The sequence below is a fragment of the Cupriavidus sp. GW822-FHT03E04 genome (assembly GCF_058801495.1).
This window is the reverse complement of sequence record NZ_JBXANI010000033.1, coordinates 57,340-73,702: the sequence shown is the minus strand read 5'-3', so window position 1 is coordinate 73,702 and position 16,363 is coordinate 57,340. Positions and strand designations below refer to the sequence as shown.

Sequence of the window (16,363 nt, the reverse complement as noted above, 5' to 3'; positions counted from 1 at the left end):
GCCCATGAACGCGGCCCGCGGCCTTGTCTTTTACCTGACCAGGGTTACAACAGCTTGCTCACCGCGCGGCTCATGCGCGGGGATCCGTTGCCAAGGCGCACCAGATTGTCATCTAGCGCCTCGGGCACGTAAAGATAATTCACCATCATCCCGCACGACTGCGCACGGCCCTTGCGCGACAGGTCGGCGGCCCAGTTCAGGCGCTCCACGCAGGCGCCATTGCCCAGGTGAAAGCGCGCCACCGGATCGGCCGGCAGCGCCTGCTGGCGCTCGCGCACCAGGTAGTGCGCGGCCAGCGCCAGCGCGATGTCGCGCACCGTCGCATCTTCGGAATCGGCAGGCAGCGCGGCCAGCCAGCCGGCGCCGTCGGCGGGTGGCGTGCCGTGGCGCTCGCTCCAGCGCGCCAGGCGCTTGTCGCCCAGCACCTTGGCCACCGCTTCTCCGTCGCGCTTGCGCAGCCAGTCGGCAAACCCGGGGATGGGCGAGAGCGTGGCGAACTGCTTGAGCTTGGGAAACTCGCGCTGCAACTCCCCGATCACGCGCTTGAGCAGGAAGTTGCCGAAGCTCACGCCGCGCAGGCCTGGCTGCGTATTGGAGATGGAATAGAAGATCGCCCACTTCACGCGGCGCAGGTCCTCCAGCGGCGCGGCTTCGTCCAGCAGCGCGTGGACGTTGGCTGCCATCTCGGGCACGAAGGCCACCTCGACAAAGATCAGCGGCTCGCGCGGCATGCGCGGGTGGAAGAAGGCGTAGCAGCGGCGATCAGAATCGAGCCGGTTGCGCAGGTCCGCCCAGGACGCGATCTCGTGCACCGCCTCGTAGCGGATCAGCTTTTCCAGCAGCGATGCGGGCGAGTCCCACGTGATGGGCTGCAGTTCCAGCAGGCCCACGTCGAACCAGTTGGAGAACAGCGCCTCCAGATCGTCGTCAAGCGGGCGCAGTCCCGGCACGCGCTTATGCCAGCGCAGCATGTCAGCACGCAGGCCGATCAGGAAATGCAGGCCGCAGACGCTTGCGCCCTCCTGCCCGTGCAGCGCGGCCAGCCGCTTGAAGAAACGGATGCGCGCGTTGGACATGGCCTGCGCAAGCCCCGACGCGGATTTGGGCGTCTTGCCATCCTTGGCATCGTCATCCGATTCCGGGCCGCCGCTGGCCGCGACTTCCGCCAGCACGCCGAGCATGGCCTGGCGTGCGTCATCGCCCGCGGCTTCGTATTCGGCCCGCCAGGTTTGCGCTGCGGTATTGGCGGCGCTGTCGGTCAGGCGCGCATCGAAGCATTGACGCAGTTGCTCGCGCTGCCGGCGCAGCACGCGCGCCGGCAGCCCCACGGCCTTGGCGTCCGCCTTGGCATCGGCATCCGTATTTGGCTTGGCGCGGTCATCGCCCTTGCGGCCCCACCACCGGCCAAAGCGGGACAACAGGGATTGCGCCGACGGCTCCAAGCCGCTCAGGGGCGCGCTGACTTTCTGTTCGCTATTGCTGAGGGAATCCATGGACGTACCTGCTCTGTGCGCGTCAGTTGGCCGCTATCGATCAACGGGGGACTTACCGGCCAAGTGCAGGCGGCCGGGCTGTGCTTCGGGGATGGGATCGCGACCGCTATCGTCAGCCTCGGCGACCTCGGCGGCGTCCAGTGCCCTGAGCGCGCCGCGCTGGCGCAGCAAGTGCGTCTTCATCAGGGTTTCGGCGCCCTCCGGGTCATGCGCCTTGAGCGCGGAGAACACCGACAGATGCTCGGCGCAGGATTCGCGGATGCGGCCCGGCAGCTTCAGGCTCTTGTGGCGCGACAGCCGCAGCACCTTGCGCAGGTCGCTGATCAGGCCGGACAGCCAGCGGTTGCCGGCGAGCCGCTGGATGGCTTCGTGGATCTGGTAGTTGGTTTCGTAGTAGGCGTCGATATTGCCGGCCTGCGCATACTGGGTCAGGTCGGCATGCAGGCTTTCGAGCGCGTCGAGGTCCTCGGCGGTGGCGTTGCGCGCCGCCTCATAGGCGCAGCGTCCTTCCAGCAGCGCCATCAGCGGGAAGATCTCGTCGAGGTCCTGCTCGGACAAGGCGTTGACAAAGCAGCCGCGGCGCGGCTCCAGCCGCACCAGGCCTTCGGCGGCCAGCACCTTGAGCGCCTCGCGCATCGGCGTGCGCGAGATCCCCATCGACTCGGCCACCGTGGCCTCATCAATCCAGGCGCCGGGCATCAGCGCGTGCTCGTCGATCATGGCGCGCAGGCGCTCCGCGACTTCGAGGTACAGGGCCTGCTGGATGATGCGCATGGTGCCTCCGGACGGAAGAATGCAATGGCATCGGGGTGGCTTGCGGCACGGTGAAATGTGTCTTGCCAGGCCCAATAATTCATAATTATGAATAACGGCGACCGGATGACAAGACAATTCGATGTTGCACAGCCGCATGCGCAGCATCTTCCAGCGCTCGCGCAACGCTTGCGCGCCGATCAACAGGAGGGTCAGTCTCACCATGCGCCAGGGGCGGCGCGGACGAATGCAAGGCAGGGAACGCCACGGGGCGCCGCGTGCGGACTAGCCCGCCGAACCCCTTGCCGCGTGGACGCCGAACCAGTGCGGCACGTGCGCAATGGCCTCATGCAGCGTGCCCAGTACCCGGAAACTGAATCCGGTCACGACCGGCGAAGGCGGCTTGATATCGGGCACCACCACCACCTGCGCCCCCGAGCGGTTCGCGGCCGTTGCGCCGTTCTCGCTGTCCTCGAAGGCCAGGCACGCCCGCGGCGCCACGCCGAGGCGCTCGGCGGCGAGCTGGTACAGCGCCGGGTCCGGCTTGCCGCGGCGCACCTCATCACCACCCGAGACGGAAGAAAAGAAATCCAGCATGCCCACGCGCCCGAGCCGGTCCCTGATCTCCTCGACACGGGATGACGATGCCACCGCGCAGGGAATGCCCGCGCCGCGCAGCGCCGAGAGCAATTCCCTGGCGCCGGGCTTCAGCGGAAACCGGGGCCCGGTGGCCGGCGCATGCAATTGCGCGCCCGCCATCGCCTGCACCTGGCGGAAGGCATGCTCGTCGCCAAGCAGGGAAACCAGGAAGGCATCGGACTCCGGCTTGGCCTTGCCGATGACCTGCACGTAGTCGCTGGCCGCCAGCGTGATGCCGATCTCGCGCGCGGCGCCGATCCAGGCTTGCATGATGGCGCGCTCGGAGTCGATCAGCAGGCCATCCATATCGAAGATGGCAGCGGTGAACAAAGTCATCTGCGCCCGCTTTAACGGATCGGGGCCTGCGCCGCCTGTCCGTGACGGTTCGCCCAGACCACCATGGCAATGCCAGCCAGGATCATCGGCAGGCTCAGCCACTGGCCCATGGAGAAGTTCAGCGCCAGCAGGCCCAGGAAGTTATCCGGCTCGCGCGCGAACTCGGCGAGGAAACGGAAACCGCCGTAGCCGATCAGGAACACGCCCGAGACCGCGCCCATGGGGCGCGGCTTCCTGGCGAACAGCCACAGGATGATGAACAGCGCCACGCCTTCGCCGGCGAATTGATAAAGCTGCGAAGGATGGCGGGGAATGTTGTCGCCGGCCTGCGGGAAGATCATGCCCCACGGCAGGTCCGTGGGACGGCCCCACAGCTCGCCGTTGATGAAGTTGCCGATGCGCCCGGCCGCCAGCCCGCAGGGAATCATCGGCGCGATGAAGTCGGTGACCTCCATCCAGTGCCGCCCACGCAGCTTGGCGAACAGCCACATCGCCACGATCACGCCCAGGAAGCCGCCGTGGAAGGCCATGCCGCCCTCCCACACCTTGAAGATCTCAAGCGGATGGCTCAGGTAGTAATCGGCCTTGTAGAAGAACACGTAGCCCAGCCGCCCGCCCAGGATCACGCCCAGCACGCCGAAGAACAACATGTCGTCCAGGTCCTTGACCGTCCAGCCCTGGGCCGCGATATGCGGCTGGCGGATGCGCAGGCGCCCGAACCACAGGAACATGATGAACCCGGCGAGGTACATCAGCCCGTACCAGCGGATGGCGAGCGGGCCGAGATGAATCGCAACCGGGTCGAATTGGGGATGAATCAGCATGTGTGCCGTGGTTAGGGTTGTAGGTGGAGAGATCGCGCACGGGCAACCTGGCGTCCGGCGCGATATCAGGGTTCAGGCTGCGTTAGTCAGGTGCGTTGCCGCAGCGGCAGTGCCAAGCTCCGCGCCCGGCTCCGTGCCCGGTGTTATGCCAGCGTTTTGCGTCAGCGTCATGGCAGCGGCCAGCGCGCCGGCGATCTCGATAAACGATCTCAGCACGGGGCTCACGCTGTCGGCACCAGCCTCGCGCCACACCAGCCCGGTCTCGATATCGGGCCCGGCCTCGCGCAACGGCAGGTAGGACACACCGGTACGGCGAAGGTTGCAAAGCGAGGCCGGCACCAGCGCCACCCCCATGCCGGCGGATACCAGGCTGACAATCGTCTGCATCTGGATGGCCTCCTGGGCGATCACCGGCGTGAGGCCTTCGCGCGCATAACAGCCCGTAATGATGTCATAAAACGCCGGCGCGCTTCGCCGGGGAAAGATGATAAGCGGCTCGTGCGCCGCATCTTTGAGCGAAACGCCCTCCTCGGCTGCCGCCGCGCCATCCGGGCGCCAGCCTTCCGGCACGGCCAGCACCAGCGGCTCGCGCACCAGCGGCAGGTAGGCCACGCCATGCGGCATGGCCGGCAGTTGCGGGCGGATCACCAGCCCGGCGTCGATGCCGCCGTCCATCAGGGCCTCCAGCTGGATATCGCTGGTGGCCTCGCGCAGTTGCAGCTGCACATTGGGGTGCCGCGCCCGGAAGCGCCGCAGCAGGTCGGGCAGGATGCCGTAGTCGGCCGTGCTGACAAAGGCCAGCGACAGCGTGCCGGCCTCCCCGCGCGCCAGCCGCTGGGCCAGGCCCGGCAGCGCGGCCGCATCGGCCAGCACGCGGCGCACCTCGGGCAGCCATTGCTGGCCCGCAGGGGTGAGCGCCACCGAGCGCCGCGTGCGGGCGAACAGCTGCACGCCAATCTCCTCCTCCAGCGCCTGGATCTGCTGGGACAGCGGCGGCTGCGTCATGGTGAGCCGCCGCGCGGCGCGGCCGAAATGTAACTCCTCCGCCACGGTAACGAAGTAGCGCAACTGGCGCAGGTCCAAAGGAGCTCCTGATATGTTTTTCGACTCAATAAAGGTTGAATAATATATTTGACACGATAAAAGGCAAGCGGCATGCTCTCGTCCACAACATGGCAAGAGCCTGCCCGGTCCTCGGAACCCTGAGGCGCCCCGCGCAGGCCGGCACACTTCCCCCGGAGATTCCCATGGCATACAACAAACGCTCGCAGCACATCACGCAAGGCGTGGCGCGCTCCCCCAACCGCTCGATGTACTACGCGCTGGGCTACAAGAAGGAAGACTTCGACAAGCCGATGGTGGGCATCGCCAACGGCCACTCCACGATCACGCCGTGCAACTCCGGCCTGCAACGCCTGGCCGACGCCGCCGTGGCGGCCATCAAGGCCTCCGACGCCAACCCGCAGATCTTCGGCACCCCGACCATCTCGGACGGCATGTCGATGGGCACCGAAGGCATGAAGTACTCGCTGATCTCCCGCGAAGTCATCGCCGACTGTATCGAGACCGCGACCCAGGGCCAGTGGATGGACGGCGTGGTCGTGATCGGCGGCTGCGACAAGAACATGCCGGGCGGCATGATCGCGCTGGCGCGCACCAACGTGCCGGGCATCTATGTGTACGGCGGCACCATCAAGCCGGGCAACTGGAAGGGCAAGGACCTGACCATCGTGTCGTCGTTCGAGGCCGTGGGCGAGTTCACCGCCGGACGCCTGAGCCAGGAAGACTTCGAGGGCGTCGAGAAGAACGCCTGCCCGTCGTCGGGCTCGTGCGGTGGCATGTACACCGCCAACACCATGAGCTCCTCGTTCGAGGCGCTGGGCATGTCGCTGCTGTACTCGTCGACCATGGCCAACCCGGACCAGGAAAAGGTCGACAGCGCAGCCGAATCGGCACGCGTGCTGGTCGAAGCCATCAAGAAGGACATCAAGCCGCGCGACATCATCACGCGCAAGTCCATCGAGAACGCCGTTGCGCTGATCATGGCCACCGGCGGCTCCACCAACGCCGTGCTGCACTACCTGGCGATCGCCCACTCGGCAGAAGTGGAATGGAGCATCGACGACTTCGAGCGCATCCGCCGCAAGGTGCCGGTGATCTGCAACCTGAAGCCGTCGGGCCAGTACGTGGCAACCGACCTGCACCGCGCGGGCGGCATTCCCCAGGTCATGAAGATCCTGCTCAAGGCAGGCCTGATGCACGGCGACTGCCTGACCATCACCGGCCGCACCCTGGCCGAGGAACTGGAAAACGTGCCGGACACCCCGCGCGCCGACCAGGACGTGATCATGCCGATCGAAAAGGCGCTCTACAAGGAAGGCCACCTGGCCATCCTGAAGGGCAACCTGGCACAGGAAGGTGCCGTCGCCAAGATCACCGGCCTGAAGAACCCGGTCATCACCGGCCCGGCCCGCGTGTTCGAGGACGAGCAAAGCGCCATGGACGCCATCCTGGCCGACAAGATCAACGCCGGCGACATCCTGGTGCTGCGCTACCTGGGCCCCAAGGGCGGCCCCGGCATGCCTGAAATGCTGGCCCCCACCTCGGCCATCATCGGCAAGGGCCTGGGCGAATCGGTCGGCTTCATCACCGACGGCCGCTTCTCGGGCGGCACCTGGGGCATGGTGGTCGGCCACGTCGCGCCGGAAGCGCACGTGGGCGGCAACATCGCGCTGGTGCAGGAAGGCGACTCGGTCACCATCGACGCGCACAAGCTGCTGCTGGAACTCAACGTGAGCGAAGAAGAGCTGGCCAAGCGCCGCGCCGCCTGGAAGCAGCCGGCACCGCGCTACACCCGTGGCGTGCTGGCCAAGTTCGCCAAGCTGGCTTCGACCGCCAGCAAGGGCGCTGTGACGGACTGAGGCTGCGGCTTCATCGCCAGAAGGACAAAAGCCCGCGAGCGATCGCGGGCTTTTTTTGGCAGCGCAGACTCAAGCTCCCGCGTGGTTGCTCCCCTCTCCCGCCTGCGGGAGAGGGGTTGGGGGAGAGGGCGGGCGCTGGATACGTCGCCATGCTGGAAACAACCACGGGCTTCGCTTCAAGTGGCTCCTAGCTAAGCCACCCCTCTCCCCGGCCCTCTCCCCCTGAGGGGAGAGGGAGAGACAGCCGTCGTCATCGCCGGCGGCTTTGGCCTGTTCGCCGGCTTCGTTCGGTGCCTGGGGCCTTCACATGCCGCCCGGGTCCCGCTCGATTTCTTCCAGCGTGGCGTCCAGCCACTCCACCAGCCGGGCCTCCATCGCCTGTGTCAGTTCCGCCGCCAGTTGCGCGGTCAGCGGGGCCAGGCGCGATTGCAGCGTGGCTTCGGTATGGGCCTCCACCACCTGCGGCCACTCAGTGCGAAACCGCATCATCACGCGGGTCAGCAGCTCGCTGCGCACGGCGCGCAACTCGTCCGGGCTGGGCGGCGGGCTGGCGTGGTGCGTGGCGTGCGAGACCGAGTAGGCGCCATCCTGGGTTGACGGGGTTGGCTGGTGCAGTGCCGGGATATCGGGCGCGGGCATGCCGTCGCCGGTCTCACGGGGCATGACGACATGGGTGACCGGGCCGGGCCAGGTCATGTCATGCACGGGCTGAGCATGGCTGGGGCTGCTAGCGCCAGCGTCCGACCACGCTACCGTCTGCGGCGCTCCTGCCGCATCCGGCGCCGGTTGCCTGGCGCCGTCGGTGGGCAGGTCGATCACCTCCGTCAGCAGCGGAATGCTGTCGTTGGGCCCGATGCGCGGGATCACGCGCGAGGTGGTGCGTTCGGTCATGCGGCATCCCCCTTACCCTGTGTTGGCTGGCCGGCCTGGGCGATATCGTGATGCGCCAGCGGATAGCCGCGCTCGCGGTACAGGCGAAAGCGCTCGCGCCCGGCGGCACGGTCGTCGGCGTCGCTGCCGACCACCTCGATCATGCGCTCGAAGCTGGCGAACTGCACCGGCGGCTCGGCGCTAAGGTTGATCAGCAGCTGATGGTGCGGAGCCTGGTCCAGCGCGGCCGCCAGCACGATCGGCGTCACCCCGGCGTTCGGGCTGTCCACGCCGCAATGCGGCAGGAAATCCAGCGCGGAGAACGTCCACAAGCGCGCATCGAGCTGCGCCAGCTGCTCCGGCGCGCCATGCACCACCAGTTTCTGGCCGGCGCCGTACGCCTTGCGGATCAGCCGGCAAGCGTAGCCGAGCTTGTCGGGCACGTTGCTGTGGAAATCGATACGCGTCATGGTTGAAAGCAATCCTGTGAGAATGAAGCTAAACAGGGACGGACCCGCGCAGATGCCGGCGCCGGCCCGTCCCTGCTGTCAAGCATCAAGCTTAACCATCCAGCTTCAGCCAGCGCGATCCATCAGGAACTGCGCCAGCAGGGGCACCGGGCGGCCGGTGGCGCCCTTGGCGGCGCCGCTCTTCCAGGCCGTGCCGGCGATGTCCAGGTGGGCCCAGTCGTACTTCTCGGTATAGCGCGCCAGGAAGCAGGCGGCGGTCACGCTGCCGGCCGGGCGGCCACCGATATTGGCCATATCCGCAAAGTTGGACTTGAGCTGGTCCTGGTAGTCATCGTCCAGCGGCATGCGCCAGGCGGTGTCCATGGCCTTGCGGCCGGCTTGCAGCAACTGGTCCGCAAGGCCGTCGTTGCGCGCGTACAGGCCGCTGTTGACGTGGCCCAGCGCGATGATGCAAGCGCCGGTCAGGGTTGCCACATCCACCACGGCGGCCGGCTTGAAGCGCTCCACATAGGTCAGCGCGTCGCACAGGACCAGGCGGCCTTCGGCGTCGGTGTTGAGGATCTCGATGGTCTGGCCGGACATGCTGGTGACCACGTCGCCAGGCTTGGTGGCGTTGCCGGACGGCATGTTCTCGCAGGTGGGGACCACCGCGACCACGTTCAGCTTGAGGCCCATCTCGGCCACCGCCTGCAGCGTGCCCAGCACCGAGGCGGCGCCGCACATGTCGTACTTCATCTCATCCATGCCCTCGCCGGGCTTGAGCGAGATGCCGCCGGTATCGAAGGTGATGCCCTTGCCCACCAGCACCACCGGCGCCTGCTTGGCCGAGGCGCCGTCGTAGCGCAGCACGATGAACTGGGGCGGCTCCACCGCGCCCTTGGTGACCGCCAGGAAGGCGCCCATCTTGAGGGCCTCGAGCTGCTTGCGGCCCAGCACTTCCACCTTGAGCTTGTGGCGCTTGGCGATGCCGCGCGCGGTATTGGCCAGGTAGGTCGGCGTGCAGATGTTGGACGGCAGGTTGCCCAGGTCCTTGGTCAGCTCCATGCCGTTGGCGATGGCCGCGCCGCGAATCACGGCCTGGGCGGCCGCCTTGGCGTCAGCCGCGTCCACGGTCAGCACCACCTTGCGCAGGCCGGTGAGCTTGTCGGCGCCGTTGCCGTTGCCCTTGGCGTTGGCATTGGTGCGCTTGAGGCCCGGATGGCGCTCCAGCAGGCGGTAGCCCGCCTCGCGGATCAGGGTGACGGTGGTGATCAGGCGCCAGGCCAGGTCGCGGGCGTTGCCAGCTTGCTGCGGGGCCTGCTGCTGGGCCAGGCACCACAGCACATTGGCGGCGCGCGTGCCGGACAAGGCACGCAGCGCGGTGCGCACGGCCTCGGCGAACGCCTTGTCGCCGAACTCGGCTTCCTTGCCAAAGCCCACCAGCAGCACGCGGGCAGCGCCCACACCGGCCACTTCGTGCAGCATCAGCTGGGTACCGCGCTTGCCTTCGAAATCGCCCAGCTTGATGAGCCGGGAGACCAAACCCTTGGTTGCCACGTCGAGTGCCTTGGCCACACCGGCCAGGCTCTGTCCTTCAAACAGGCCCACCACCAGACAATCGGTCTTGGTTGCCAGGAAACCATTTTGGCCCGCTTTGCTCCAATCCAAGGCTTTTGTGCTAAATTCCATCGCGCTTCCTTCCAGGGGCTTGTCCACCACGAAAGCTCCTATTATCCGCGATTTGCTGCCGGCGGTCCGCTATGCTTGCTAGCAAGCCCCCCGGCACCGACATCGCCCGCGCCGGCCGGCAGCCCGGAACCGACTCCGCATGATCTTTCAACAAGCCTTGCGTCGCGAGCTCGCATACACCGCCGGCGCGGTGTTTCTGGTCATGCTGACCTTCATGCTGACCTCGCTCGTGATCCGTATTCTCGGCATGGCCGCCAATGGCCAGGCCAGCCCCAATGACGTCCTGATGCTGATCGGCCTGGCCACCATCGGCTACCTGTCGATCCTGCTGTCCGCCACCCTGTTCATCTCCACCCTGATCGTGCTCACGCGCTGGTACAAGGACTCGGAGATGGTGGTGTGGTTCTCGGCCGGCATCTCGCTGCGCGACCTGGTCAAGCCGGTGCTGCAGTTTGCCGCGCCCTTCATCATCATGTCGCTGCTGCTGGGCATGTTCGCCTGGCCGTGGGCCAACCAGCAAAGCGCGCTGTTCCGCGACCGCTTCGAGCAGCGCGGCGTGCTGTCCATGATTGCCGCCGGCCGCTTCATCGAGCCGGCCAAGGGCAATTACGTGCTGTTCATCGAAGGCATCGACGCCGACATGAAGCACGCGCGCAATGTCTTCGTGGCCAACGCCGAGGCCGACAAGATCGGCGTGGCACTGGCCCACCAGGGCCAGTTCCAGACCATGCCCAACGGCGACCGCATGGTGGTGATGGAAAACGGCCGCCGCTATGCCGGCACGCCCGGCAAGATCGACTACCGCATCGTCGAGTTCGACCAGTACGCGGTCAAGGTGGACAACAAACCACCTGAGTCGGACGCCAACCTGCCGACCAAGAGCCGCGACACCATCGACCTGCTGCGCAACCGCACCAACGAGAACCTGGGCGAGTTGCTGTGGCGCCTGTCGCTGCCGCTGCTGGCCTTCAACTTTGTGCTGATCGCCATCCCGCTTGCCTACGTCAACCCGCGCCTGGGCCGCTACACGCCCCTGGTCTTCGCGGTGCTGATCTACCTCACCTACAGTAACGTGATCAATCTCTCGCAGGCCTGGGTGCGCTCCGGCTCCATCCCGTTCGCGTTGGCCTGGTGGCCGTTCCACCTGATCGCCCTGCTGGGCGCGGTGATGCTGTTCCGCTACCGCCAGAACCGCAGCCTGGGTGGCTGGCGCGCGGTCTTCGGCCTGCCCCGCAAGGGCGGCGCCCGGGGGAACCAGGCATGAAGGTATTGCGTGTCTACGAGCGTTATTTCGCGCGGCTGATCTACGGCGTCTTCGCCTTCATCCTGTTTGCGGTGCTGGCGCTGTTCGTGTTCTTCGACATGCTCAGCGAGCTGGAGAGCGTGGCCGGCCGCTACACCTCGCTGGTGGCGTTCTTCCACGTTATCCTGCAGGCGCCCACCCGCATCTATGAGGTGCTGCCGATCGCTGTGCTGATCAGCGCCATCTATGTGTTCTCGCAACTGGCCAGCCAGTCCGAGTACACCATTTTCCGGGTGGCCGGGCTGAATACGCGCCAGGCGCTGTTCTCGCTGTTCAAGCTGGCGATTCCGCTGGCCATCGCCACGTTTATCTTCGGCGAGTTCATTGGCCCCAAGGCTGAGCAGTATGCGCAGAAGGTCAAGCTCGAAGCACTGGGCGCCACGGTTTCGGCGGGCTTTCGCTCAGGCGTGTGGGTCAAGGACCGCGACCGCGATGCCTCCAAGGGCCATGAGGTCACGCGCTTCGTCAACGTGGCCGGCCTGCGGCCCGACCAGAGCATCACCGGCGTCACCATTTACGAGTTCGACGACCAATACCGCCTGAGCGTGATCCGCGTGGCCAAGGAAGGCCGCTACGAGGGCGGCCAGTCCTGGCAGCTCACCGGCGTGACCGAGACCCACTTCCTGGAGCTGCCAAAGGGCGAACCGGGCAAGGCGGACGCCCTGGCACCGGCCTTCCGCGGCGAGCAGCAAAGCGTGCCCACCATGGCCATGCGCTCCGAGCTGACGCCGCAGATCCTGTCGGTGCTGCTGGTGGAGCCGGAGCGGATGTCCACGGTGGACCTGTTCCGCTATATCCGCCACCTGCGCGACAACAAGCAGGATACCCAGCGTTATGAGATCGCCTTCTGGAAGAAAGTGATCTACCCGCTGACCCTGTTCGTGATGGTGGCGCTGGCCCTGCCCTTTGCCTACCTGCACGCGCGGGCCGGCGCGGTGGGCGTGAAGGTGTTCGGCGGCATCATGCTGGGGCTGTCCTTCCACTTGTCCAACACCCTGTTCTCGCACGTGGGGCTGCTGCATACCTGGCCGCCCATCGTCTCGGCGCTGATCCCCGGCACGCTGTACCTGCTGGTGGCGCTTGGCGCGTTGCGCTGGGTGGACCGGCATTAAGCTAGCCAGCAAGCATTAAGGCTCGAAGATGAATACCACACCCCTTCCCCGCCAGGCCATGGTGCTGTTCGGCCATGGCGCGCGCGATGCGCGCTGGCGCGAGCCGTTTGACCGGCTGCACGCCAGGCTGACAGCCGCGCTGCCGGATTGCGCGGTGCGCCTGGCCTTCCTGGAACTGATGACGCCTTCGCTGCCGGATACGCTGGCGGCGCTGGCCGCCGGGGGCGTTACCGACATCAATGTGGTGCCGGTGTTCTTTGGCCAGGGCGGGCATCTGCGGCGGGACCTGCCGGCCCTGCTGGATGATTGCCGGAGCAAGCTTCCGGGTGTGACGATCCGCTGCGCGGCGGCTGTTGGCGAGGATGACAGCGTGCTGGATGCGATTGCGGCTTATTGTGTGGGGACGCTCAGCAGCGCGGAACAGCGCACCTGAAACATCGAACGAAGCCGAAGAACGGGCCACAACCCCGCGCTACGACGACGGCAGTCGCTCCCTCTCCCCTCAGGGGGAGAGGGCTGGGGAGAGGGGTGGCTTAGCTAGGAGCCACTTGCAGCGAAGCCCGTGGTTTTTGACGGCACGACGGCGTAACGAGCGCCCGCCCTCTCCCCCGGCTTGCTCTCCCGCAAGCGGGAGAGGGGAGCAAACCGGCGCAGCCCGAAAGCTCACAAGCACACAAGCGCAAAGAAAAAGCCGGACAACGCTACGTTGTCCGGCTTTTTTACATCGCACCCAGTGCTTCAGGCCGCGCGAGTCTGCGCGTATGCAACGTCGCCATCCACATCCTGCGGCACCACCTCGCTAGCCCGCGAGGCCAGCGCTTCGCCGATCATCAGCAGGCTGGGATGCACCGGATTGATCCAGGCCGCCGCTTCGCCCGCCGCCATCTGCCGCAGCGTGAACTGGCGGCTGCGCTGGTGCGCCGAGGTAGCGGCCTCGACCACCCAGGCAGGCGTGGAAGCCGGCTTGCCGTGCGCGATCAGCTGCGCGGCGATGGCTGCTGCCTGGTCGCGGCCCATGTAATACACCACCGTATCGGCCTTGACATCCGCCTCCACGTCGATCGTGTCAGCCGCCTTGGATTGCGTCGCAAACGCCACGCTGCGCGACACACCGCGCTTGGTGAGCGGCTTGCGGATCGCGGAAGCCGCCGCCAGCGCGGCGGTGATGCCCGGCACGATCTCGTACTCGATGCCGGCCTCTTCCAGCGCCTGCAGCTCCTCGTCGGCGCGGCCGAACAGCATCGGATCCCCGCCCTTCAAGCGCACCACGCGCTCGAACTTGCTGGCCTGGTCCACGATCTGGCGGTTGATGAACAACTGCGCGGTGGAGCGCTGGCCGCAGCGCTTGCCCACCTCGATCAGCTGCGCCTGCGGACACCATGCCAGCATCTCGGGCGAGACCAGCGCATCGTGCAGCACCACCTGGGCTTCGCCCAAAAGCCGTGCACCGCGCACCGTAATGAGGTCCGCGGCGCCGGGACCCGCGCCGATCAGATAGACCTTGCCCATGCCATGCTCCTTCGCGCTCACTGGATCGATTTGTCTATGCACTCGCCTTAAGCGAACGCACGGATCATGCCAGCGGCCACGGTGTGGTTGGTGGCTTCGTCGATCAGCACGAACGCGCCGGTTGCCGGGTTGTCGCCATAGTTGTCGCAGACGATGGGCTTTTGCAGCGAGATCTGCACCGAGCCGATATCGTTCAGGCCGATCTCGTGGCGGTCGGTCTCGTGCAGCAGCGTATGCACGTCCAGCACGCGATCCACCGACGACACGCGCGCGAACACACTGGCCGTGGTGTGCTTGAGCACATATTTGCGGGCCGGATTGAGCGATTCATCGTCGAACCAGCACAGGTCGGCGGTCAGCTTCTTGGCCGAAACGCTGTCCGCCGCGGCAGCCACGAACATATCACCGCGTGACACATCCACGTCTTCCGACAAGCGCACCGTCACGGTCTCGCCCACGCTGGCCGATTCGGCCACGCCGTTGGGGGTCAGCACTTCCGCCACCAGCGCATCGCGGTTGGCCGGCAGCACGCGCAGCTTCTGGCCCACGCGCACGGTGCCTGCCTCGACCCGGCCGGCATAGCCGCGGAAATCGTCAGCCTGGGCGCCGTCCTGGCGGATCACCAGCTGCACCGGGAAACGCAGCGCGGCGTCGCCTTCGGGTGCGGGTTCTTCCACCGGCAGGGCCTCCAGCAGCGGCAGCAGCGGCTCGCCCTGGTACCACGGCATGGCCTGGCTGGCGTTGACGATATTGTCGCCACGCAGCGCCGACACTGGCACGTAGCGCACATCCTTCAAACCCAGCTGGCTGGCCAGCTCGGTATAGGCCGCGCGGATCTGGTTGAAGCGCTCTTCGCTGAACTCGACCAGGTCCATCTTGTTGATGGCCACGATCACGTGTTGCAGTTCCAGCAGCTTCAGGATAGCCGAATGGCGCTTGGTCTGCGCCAGCAGCTCGGCGCGGCCGTCCGTCACCGTCACGCGGGTGGCGTCGACCAGCACGATGGCGGCATGCGCGGTTGAGGCGCCCGTCACCATGTTGCGGGTGTACTGCTCATGCCCCGGCGTGTCCGCGATGATGAACTTGCGGCGCGCGGTGGAGAAATAGCGGTAAGCCACGTCGATGGTGATGCCCTGCTCGCGCTCGGCTTCCAGGCCATCGGTCAGCAGCGAGAAATCGATCTGCTCGCCGGCGGTACGCTTGTTCTTGGCGTTGGTCAGCGCGGTCAGCTGATCGGACAGCACAGCCTTGCTGTCGTACAGCAGGCGGCCAATCAGGGTGCTCTTGCCATCGTCGACCGAACCGGCGGTGATAAAACGCAGCAGGCCTTGGTGTGTTGCTTGGGTGCTCATTTTAAATCCTTTCTTCGTCCCTCTCGCAGCGCTCGCTCCGGCGCATAGGCGGGAGGCAGCGCTAGGCGCGTGAGGGCGACGTGTACATTGGTACACGAGCACTCTCGCAACGACGCGATGTGCCCGCCTATGCGTCCGGGTTAGAAGTAGCCTTCTTTTTTGCGGCGTTCCATGGACGCTTCGCTCGTCTGATCGTCCATCCGCGTGGCGCCGCGCTCGGTGATCTCCGTCACGGCCGTCTCGGCGATGATCTCGATCGGCGAGGCCGCAACGCTGGCCACCGGGCAGGTGCAGCTGATGTCGCCCACGGTGCGGAAACGCACCGAGATCACTTCGCTGACGTCGCCGTCTTGCTTCGGCGTGATCGGCGTGACCGGCACCAGCAGGCCGTTCTTCTTCACCACTTCGCGCTGGTGCGCGTAGTAGATCGGGGGCAGCTCAAGCGCTTCGCGGGCGATGTACTGCCACACGTCCAGCTCGGTCCAGTTGGAGATCGGGAACACGCGCATCTGCTCGCCGGCCGCCATGCGGGCGTTGTACAGGCTCCACAGTTCCGGGCGCTGGGCCTTCGGGTCCCATTGGCCGAACTCGTCGCGGAAGGAGAAGATGCGTTCCTTGGCACGCGCCTTTTCTTCGTCGCGGCGGGCACCGCCCATCAGCGCGTCGTACTTGTTGGCTTCGATGGTTTCCAGCAGCGTCACGGCTTGCGCGGCATTGCGCGAGTCGGTTTCCTTGCGCAGGCGCACGGTGCCACGCTTGATGGAATCTTCCACATGGCCCACCACCAGGCGCGCGCCAAGCTCGGCCACGCGCTGGTCACGGAAGCGGATCACTTCCGGGTAGTTGTGGCCGGTGTCGATATGCACCAGCGGGAACGGCAGTTCGGTCTTGCGGTCGCCCAGGCGGAAGGCCTTGAGCGCCAGGTGCAGCATGACGATGGAGTCCTTGCCGCCCGAGAACAGCAGCGCCGGGTTGCGGCACTCCGCCACCACCTCGCGGATGATGTAGATGGATTCCGCCTCGAGCTTGTCGAGGTGATCGTTTTGCACTTGCAGCAGGTGCGCCACTTCCGGCGCGCCGGTCAGTTCGTTCATGATGCCCATTTCGTCTGGC

15 protein-coding genes are annotated in these 16,363 nt (G+C 66.3%); 4 read left to right on the top strand and 11 right to left on the bottom strand.

Annotated elements, in window-relative coordinates:
• Positions 1–44: 44 nt before the first annotated feature.
• From AC1RQC_RS34655 to AC1RQC_RS34635, 5 genes are all read right to left on the bottom strand, one after another.
• Positions 45–1,493, bottom strand: a complete 1,449-nt coding sequence (locus AC1RQC_RS34655) for a malonyl-CoA decarboxylase domain-containing protein (RefSeq protein ID WP_492375468.1) — start codon at positions 1,491–1,493, stop codon at positions 45–47.
• 33 nt (positions 1,494–1,526) lie between these two features.
• Entirely contained in the window at positions 1,527–2,267 is a 741-nt protein-coding gene (locus AC1RQC_RS34650; protein ID WP_492886028.1) for a GntR family transcriptional regulator, read from the bottom strand.
• A 264-nt stretch (positions 2,268–2,531) separates the two neighbouring features.
• Positions 2,532–3,215 carry an HAD family hydrolase gene (locus tag AC1RQC_RS34645; protein ID WP_492886039.1) on the bottom strand — a complete coding sequence of 228 codons (684 nt, stop codon included), beginning with the start codon at positions 3,213–3,215 and terminating at the stop codon, positions 2,532–2,534.
• 17 nt (positions 3,216–3,232) lie between these two features.
• Entirely contained in the window at positions 3,233–4,045 is an 813-nt protein-coding gene (gene lgt, locus AC1RQC_RS34640) for a prolipoprotein diacylglyceryl transferase (RefSeq protein WP_492375466.1), read from the bottom strand.
• Between the two features lie 72 nt (positions 4,046–4,117).
• Positions 4,118–5,128, bottom strand: coding sequence for a LysR family transcriptional regulator (locus AC1RQC_RS34635; protein ID WP_492831962.1), 1,011 nt, complete (start codon positions 5,126–5,128; stop codon positions 4,118–4,120).
• Positions 5,129–5,292: 164 nt separating this feature from the next.
• On the opposite strand from AC1RQC_RS34635, the gene ilvD reads away from it, so the two are divergent.
• A complete protein-coding gene (gene ilvD / locus AC1RQC_RS34630; RefSeq protein WP_043348892.1) occupies positions 5,293–6,966 on the top strand; it encodes a dihydroxy-acid dehydratase in 1,674 nt (557 codons plus the stop codon).
• A gap of 303 nt (positions 6,967–7,269) precedes the next feature.
• On the opposite strand, the gene AC1RQC_RS34625 is transcribed toward ilvD, so the two are convergent.
• The 3 genes from AC1RQC_RS34625 to AC1RQC_RS34615 all read right to left on the bottom strand — a co-directional run bounded on the left by AC1RQC_RS34625 (position 7,270) and on the right by AC1RQC_RS34615 (position 9,974).
• Entirely contained in the window at positions 7,270–7,857 is a 588-nt protein-coding gene (locus tag AC1RQC_RS34625; protein ID WP_492375665.1) for a hypothetical protein, read from the bottom strand.
• A complete protein-coding gene (locus tag AC1RQC_RS34620) occupies positions 7,854–8,306 on the bottom strand; it encodes a DNA polymerase III subunit chi (protein WP_492375664.1) in 453 nt (150 codons plus the stop codon). Before AC1RQC_RS34620 ends, AC1RQC_RS34625 begins: the two co-directional genes overlap by 4 nt.
• A 105-nt stretch (positions 8,307–8,411) precedes the next feature.
• Complete coding sequence (locus AC1RQC_RS34615) at positions 8,412–9,974, bottom strand: leucyl aminopeptidase (protein WP_492375663.1); 1,563 nt, start codon at positions 9,972–9,974, stop codon at positions 8,412–8,414.
• Between the two features lie 139 nt (positions 9,975–10,113).
• Between AC1RQC_RS34615 and lptF the strand changes: the two genes are divergently transcribed.
• Genes lptF through AC1RQC_RS34600 form a run of 3 tightly spaced genes read left to right on the top strand, consistent with a single transcriptional unit; the run spans position 10,114 to position 12,822 of the window.
• Complete coding sequence (gene lptF / locus AC1RQC_RS34610) at positions 10,114–11,238, top strand: LPS export ABC transporter permease LptF (RefSeq protein WP_183036652.1); 1,125 nt, start codon at positions 10,114–10,116, stop codon at positions 11,236–11,238.
• The gene (lptG, locus tag AC1RQC_RS34605) at positions 11,235–12,389 is read left to right on the top strand and encodes an LPS export ABC transporter permease LptG (RefSeq protein WP_477134693.1); all 1,155 of its coding nucleotides are present in this window, start codon (positions 11,235–11,237) and stop codon (positions 12,387–12,389) included. The genes lptF and lptG overlap by 4 nt, the downstream gene beginning before the upstream one ends.
• A 28-nt stretch (positions 12,390–12,417) precedes the next feature.
• Positions 12,418–12,822: a sirohydrochlorin chelatase gene (locus tag AC1RQC_RS34600; protein ID WP_492812698.1), complete on the top strand. Its 405-nt coding sequence runs from the start codon at positions 12,418–12,420 to the stop codon at positions 12,820–12,822.
• A 305-nt stretch (positions 12,823–13,127) separates the two neighbouring features.
• Here AC1RQC_RS34600 and cobA read toward each other — a convergent pair whose 3' ends face one another.
• The 3 genes from cobA to cysD all read right to left on the bottom strand — a co-directional run bounded on the left by cobA (position 13,128) and on the right by cysD (position 16,353).
• Positions 13,128–13,898 (bottom strand): uroporphyrinogen-III C-methyltransferase, encoded by a 771-nt coding sequence (cobA, locus tag AC1RQC_RS34595; protein ID WP_492375661.1) that lies wholly within the window; start codon positions 13,896–13,898, stop codon positions 13,128–13,130.
• Between the two features lie 47 nt (positions 13,899–13,945).
• Positions 13,946–15,250 carry a sulfate adenylyltransferase subunit 1 gene (locus AC1RQC_RS34590; protein WP_174427935.1) on the bottom strand — a complete coding sequence of 435 codons (1,305 nt, stop codon included), beginning with the start codon at positions 15,248–15,250 and terminating at the stop codon, positions 13,946–13,948.
• 140 nt (positions 15,251–15,390) lie between these two features.
• The gene (gene cysD / locus AC1RQC_RS34585; RefSeq protein WP_174427934.1) at positions 15,391–16,353 is read right to left on the bottom strand and encodes a sulfate adenylyltransferase subunit CysD; all 963 of its coding nucleotides are present in this window, start codon (positions 16,351–16,353) and stop codon (positions 15,391–15,393) included.
• Between the last annotated feature and the right edge of the window lie 10 nt (positions 16,354–16,363).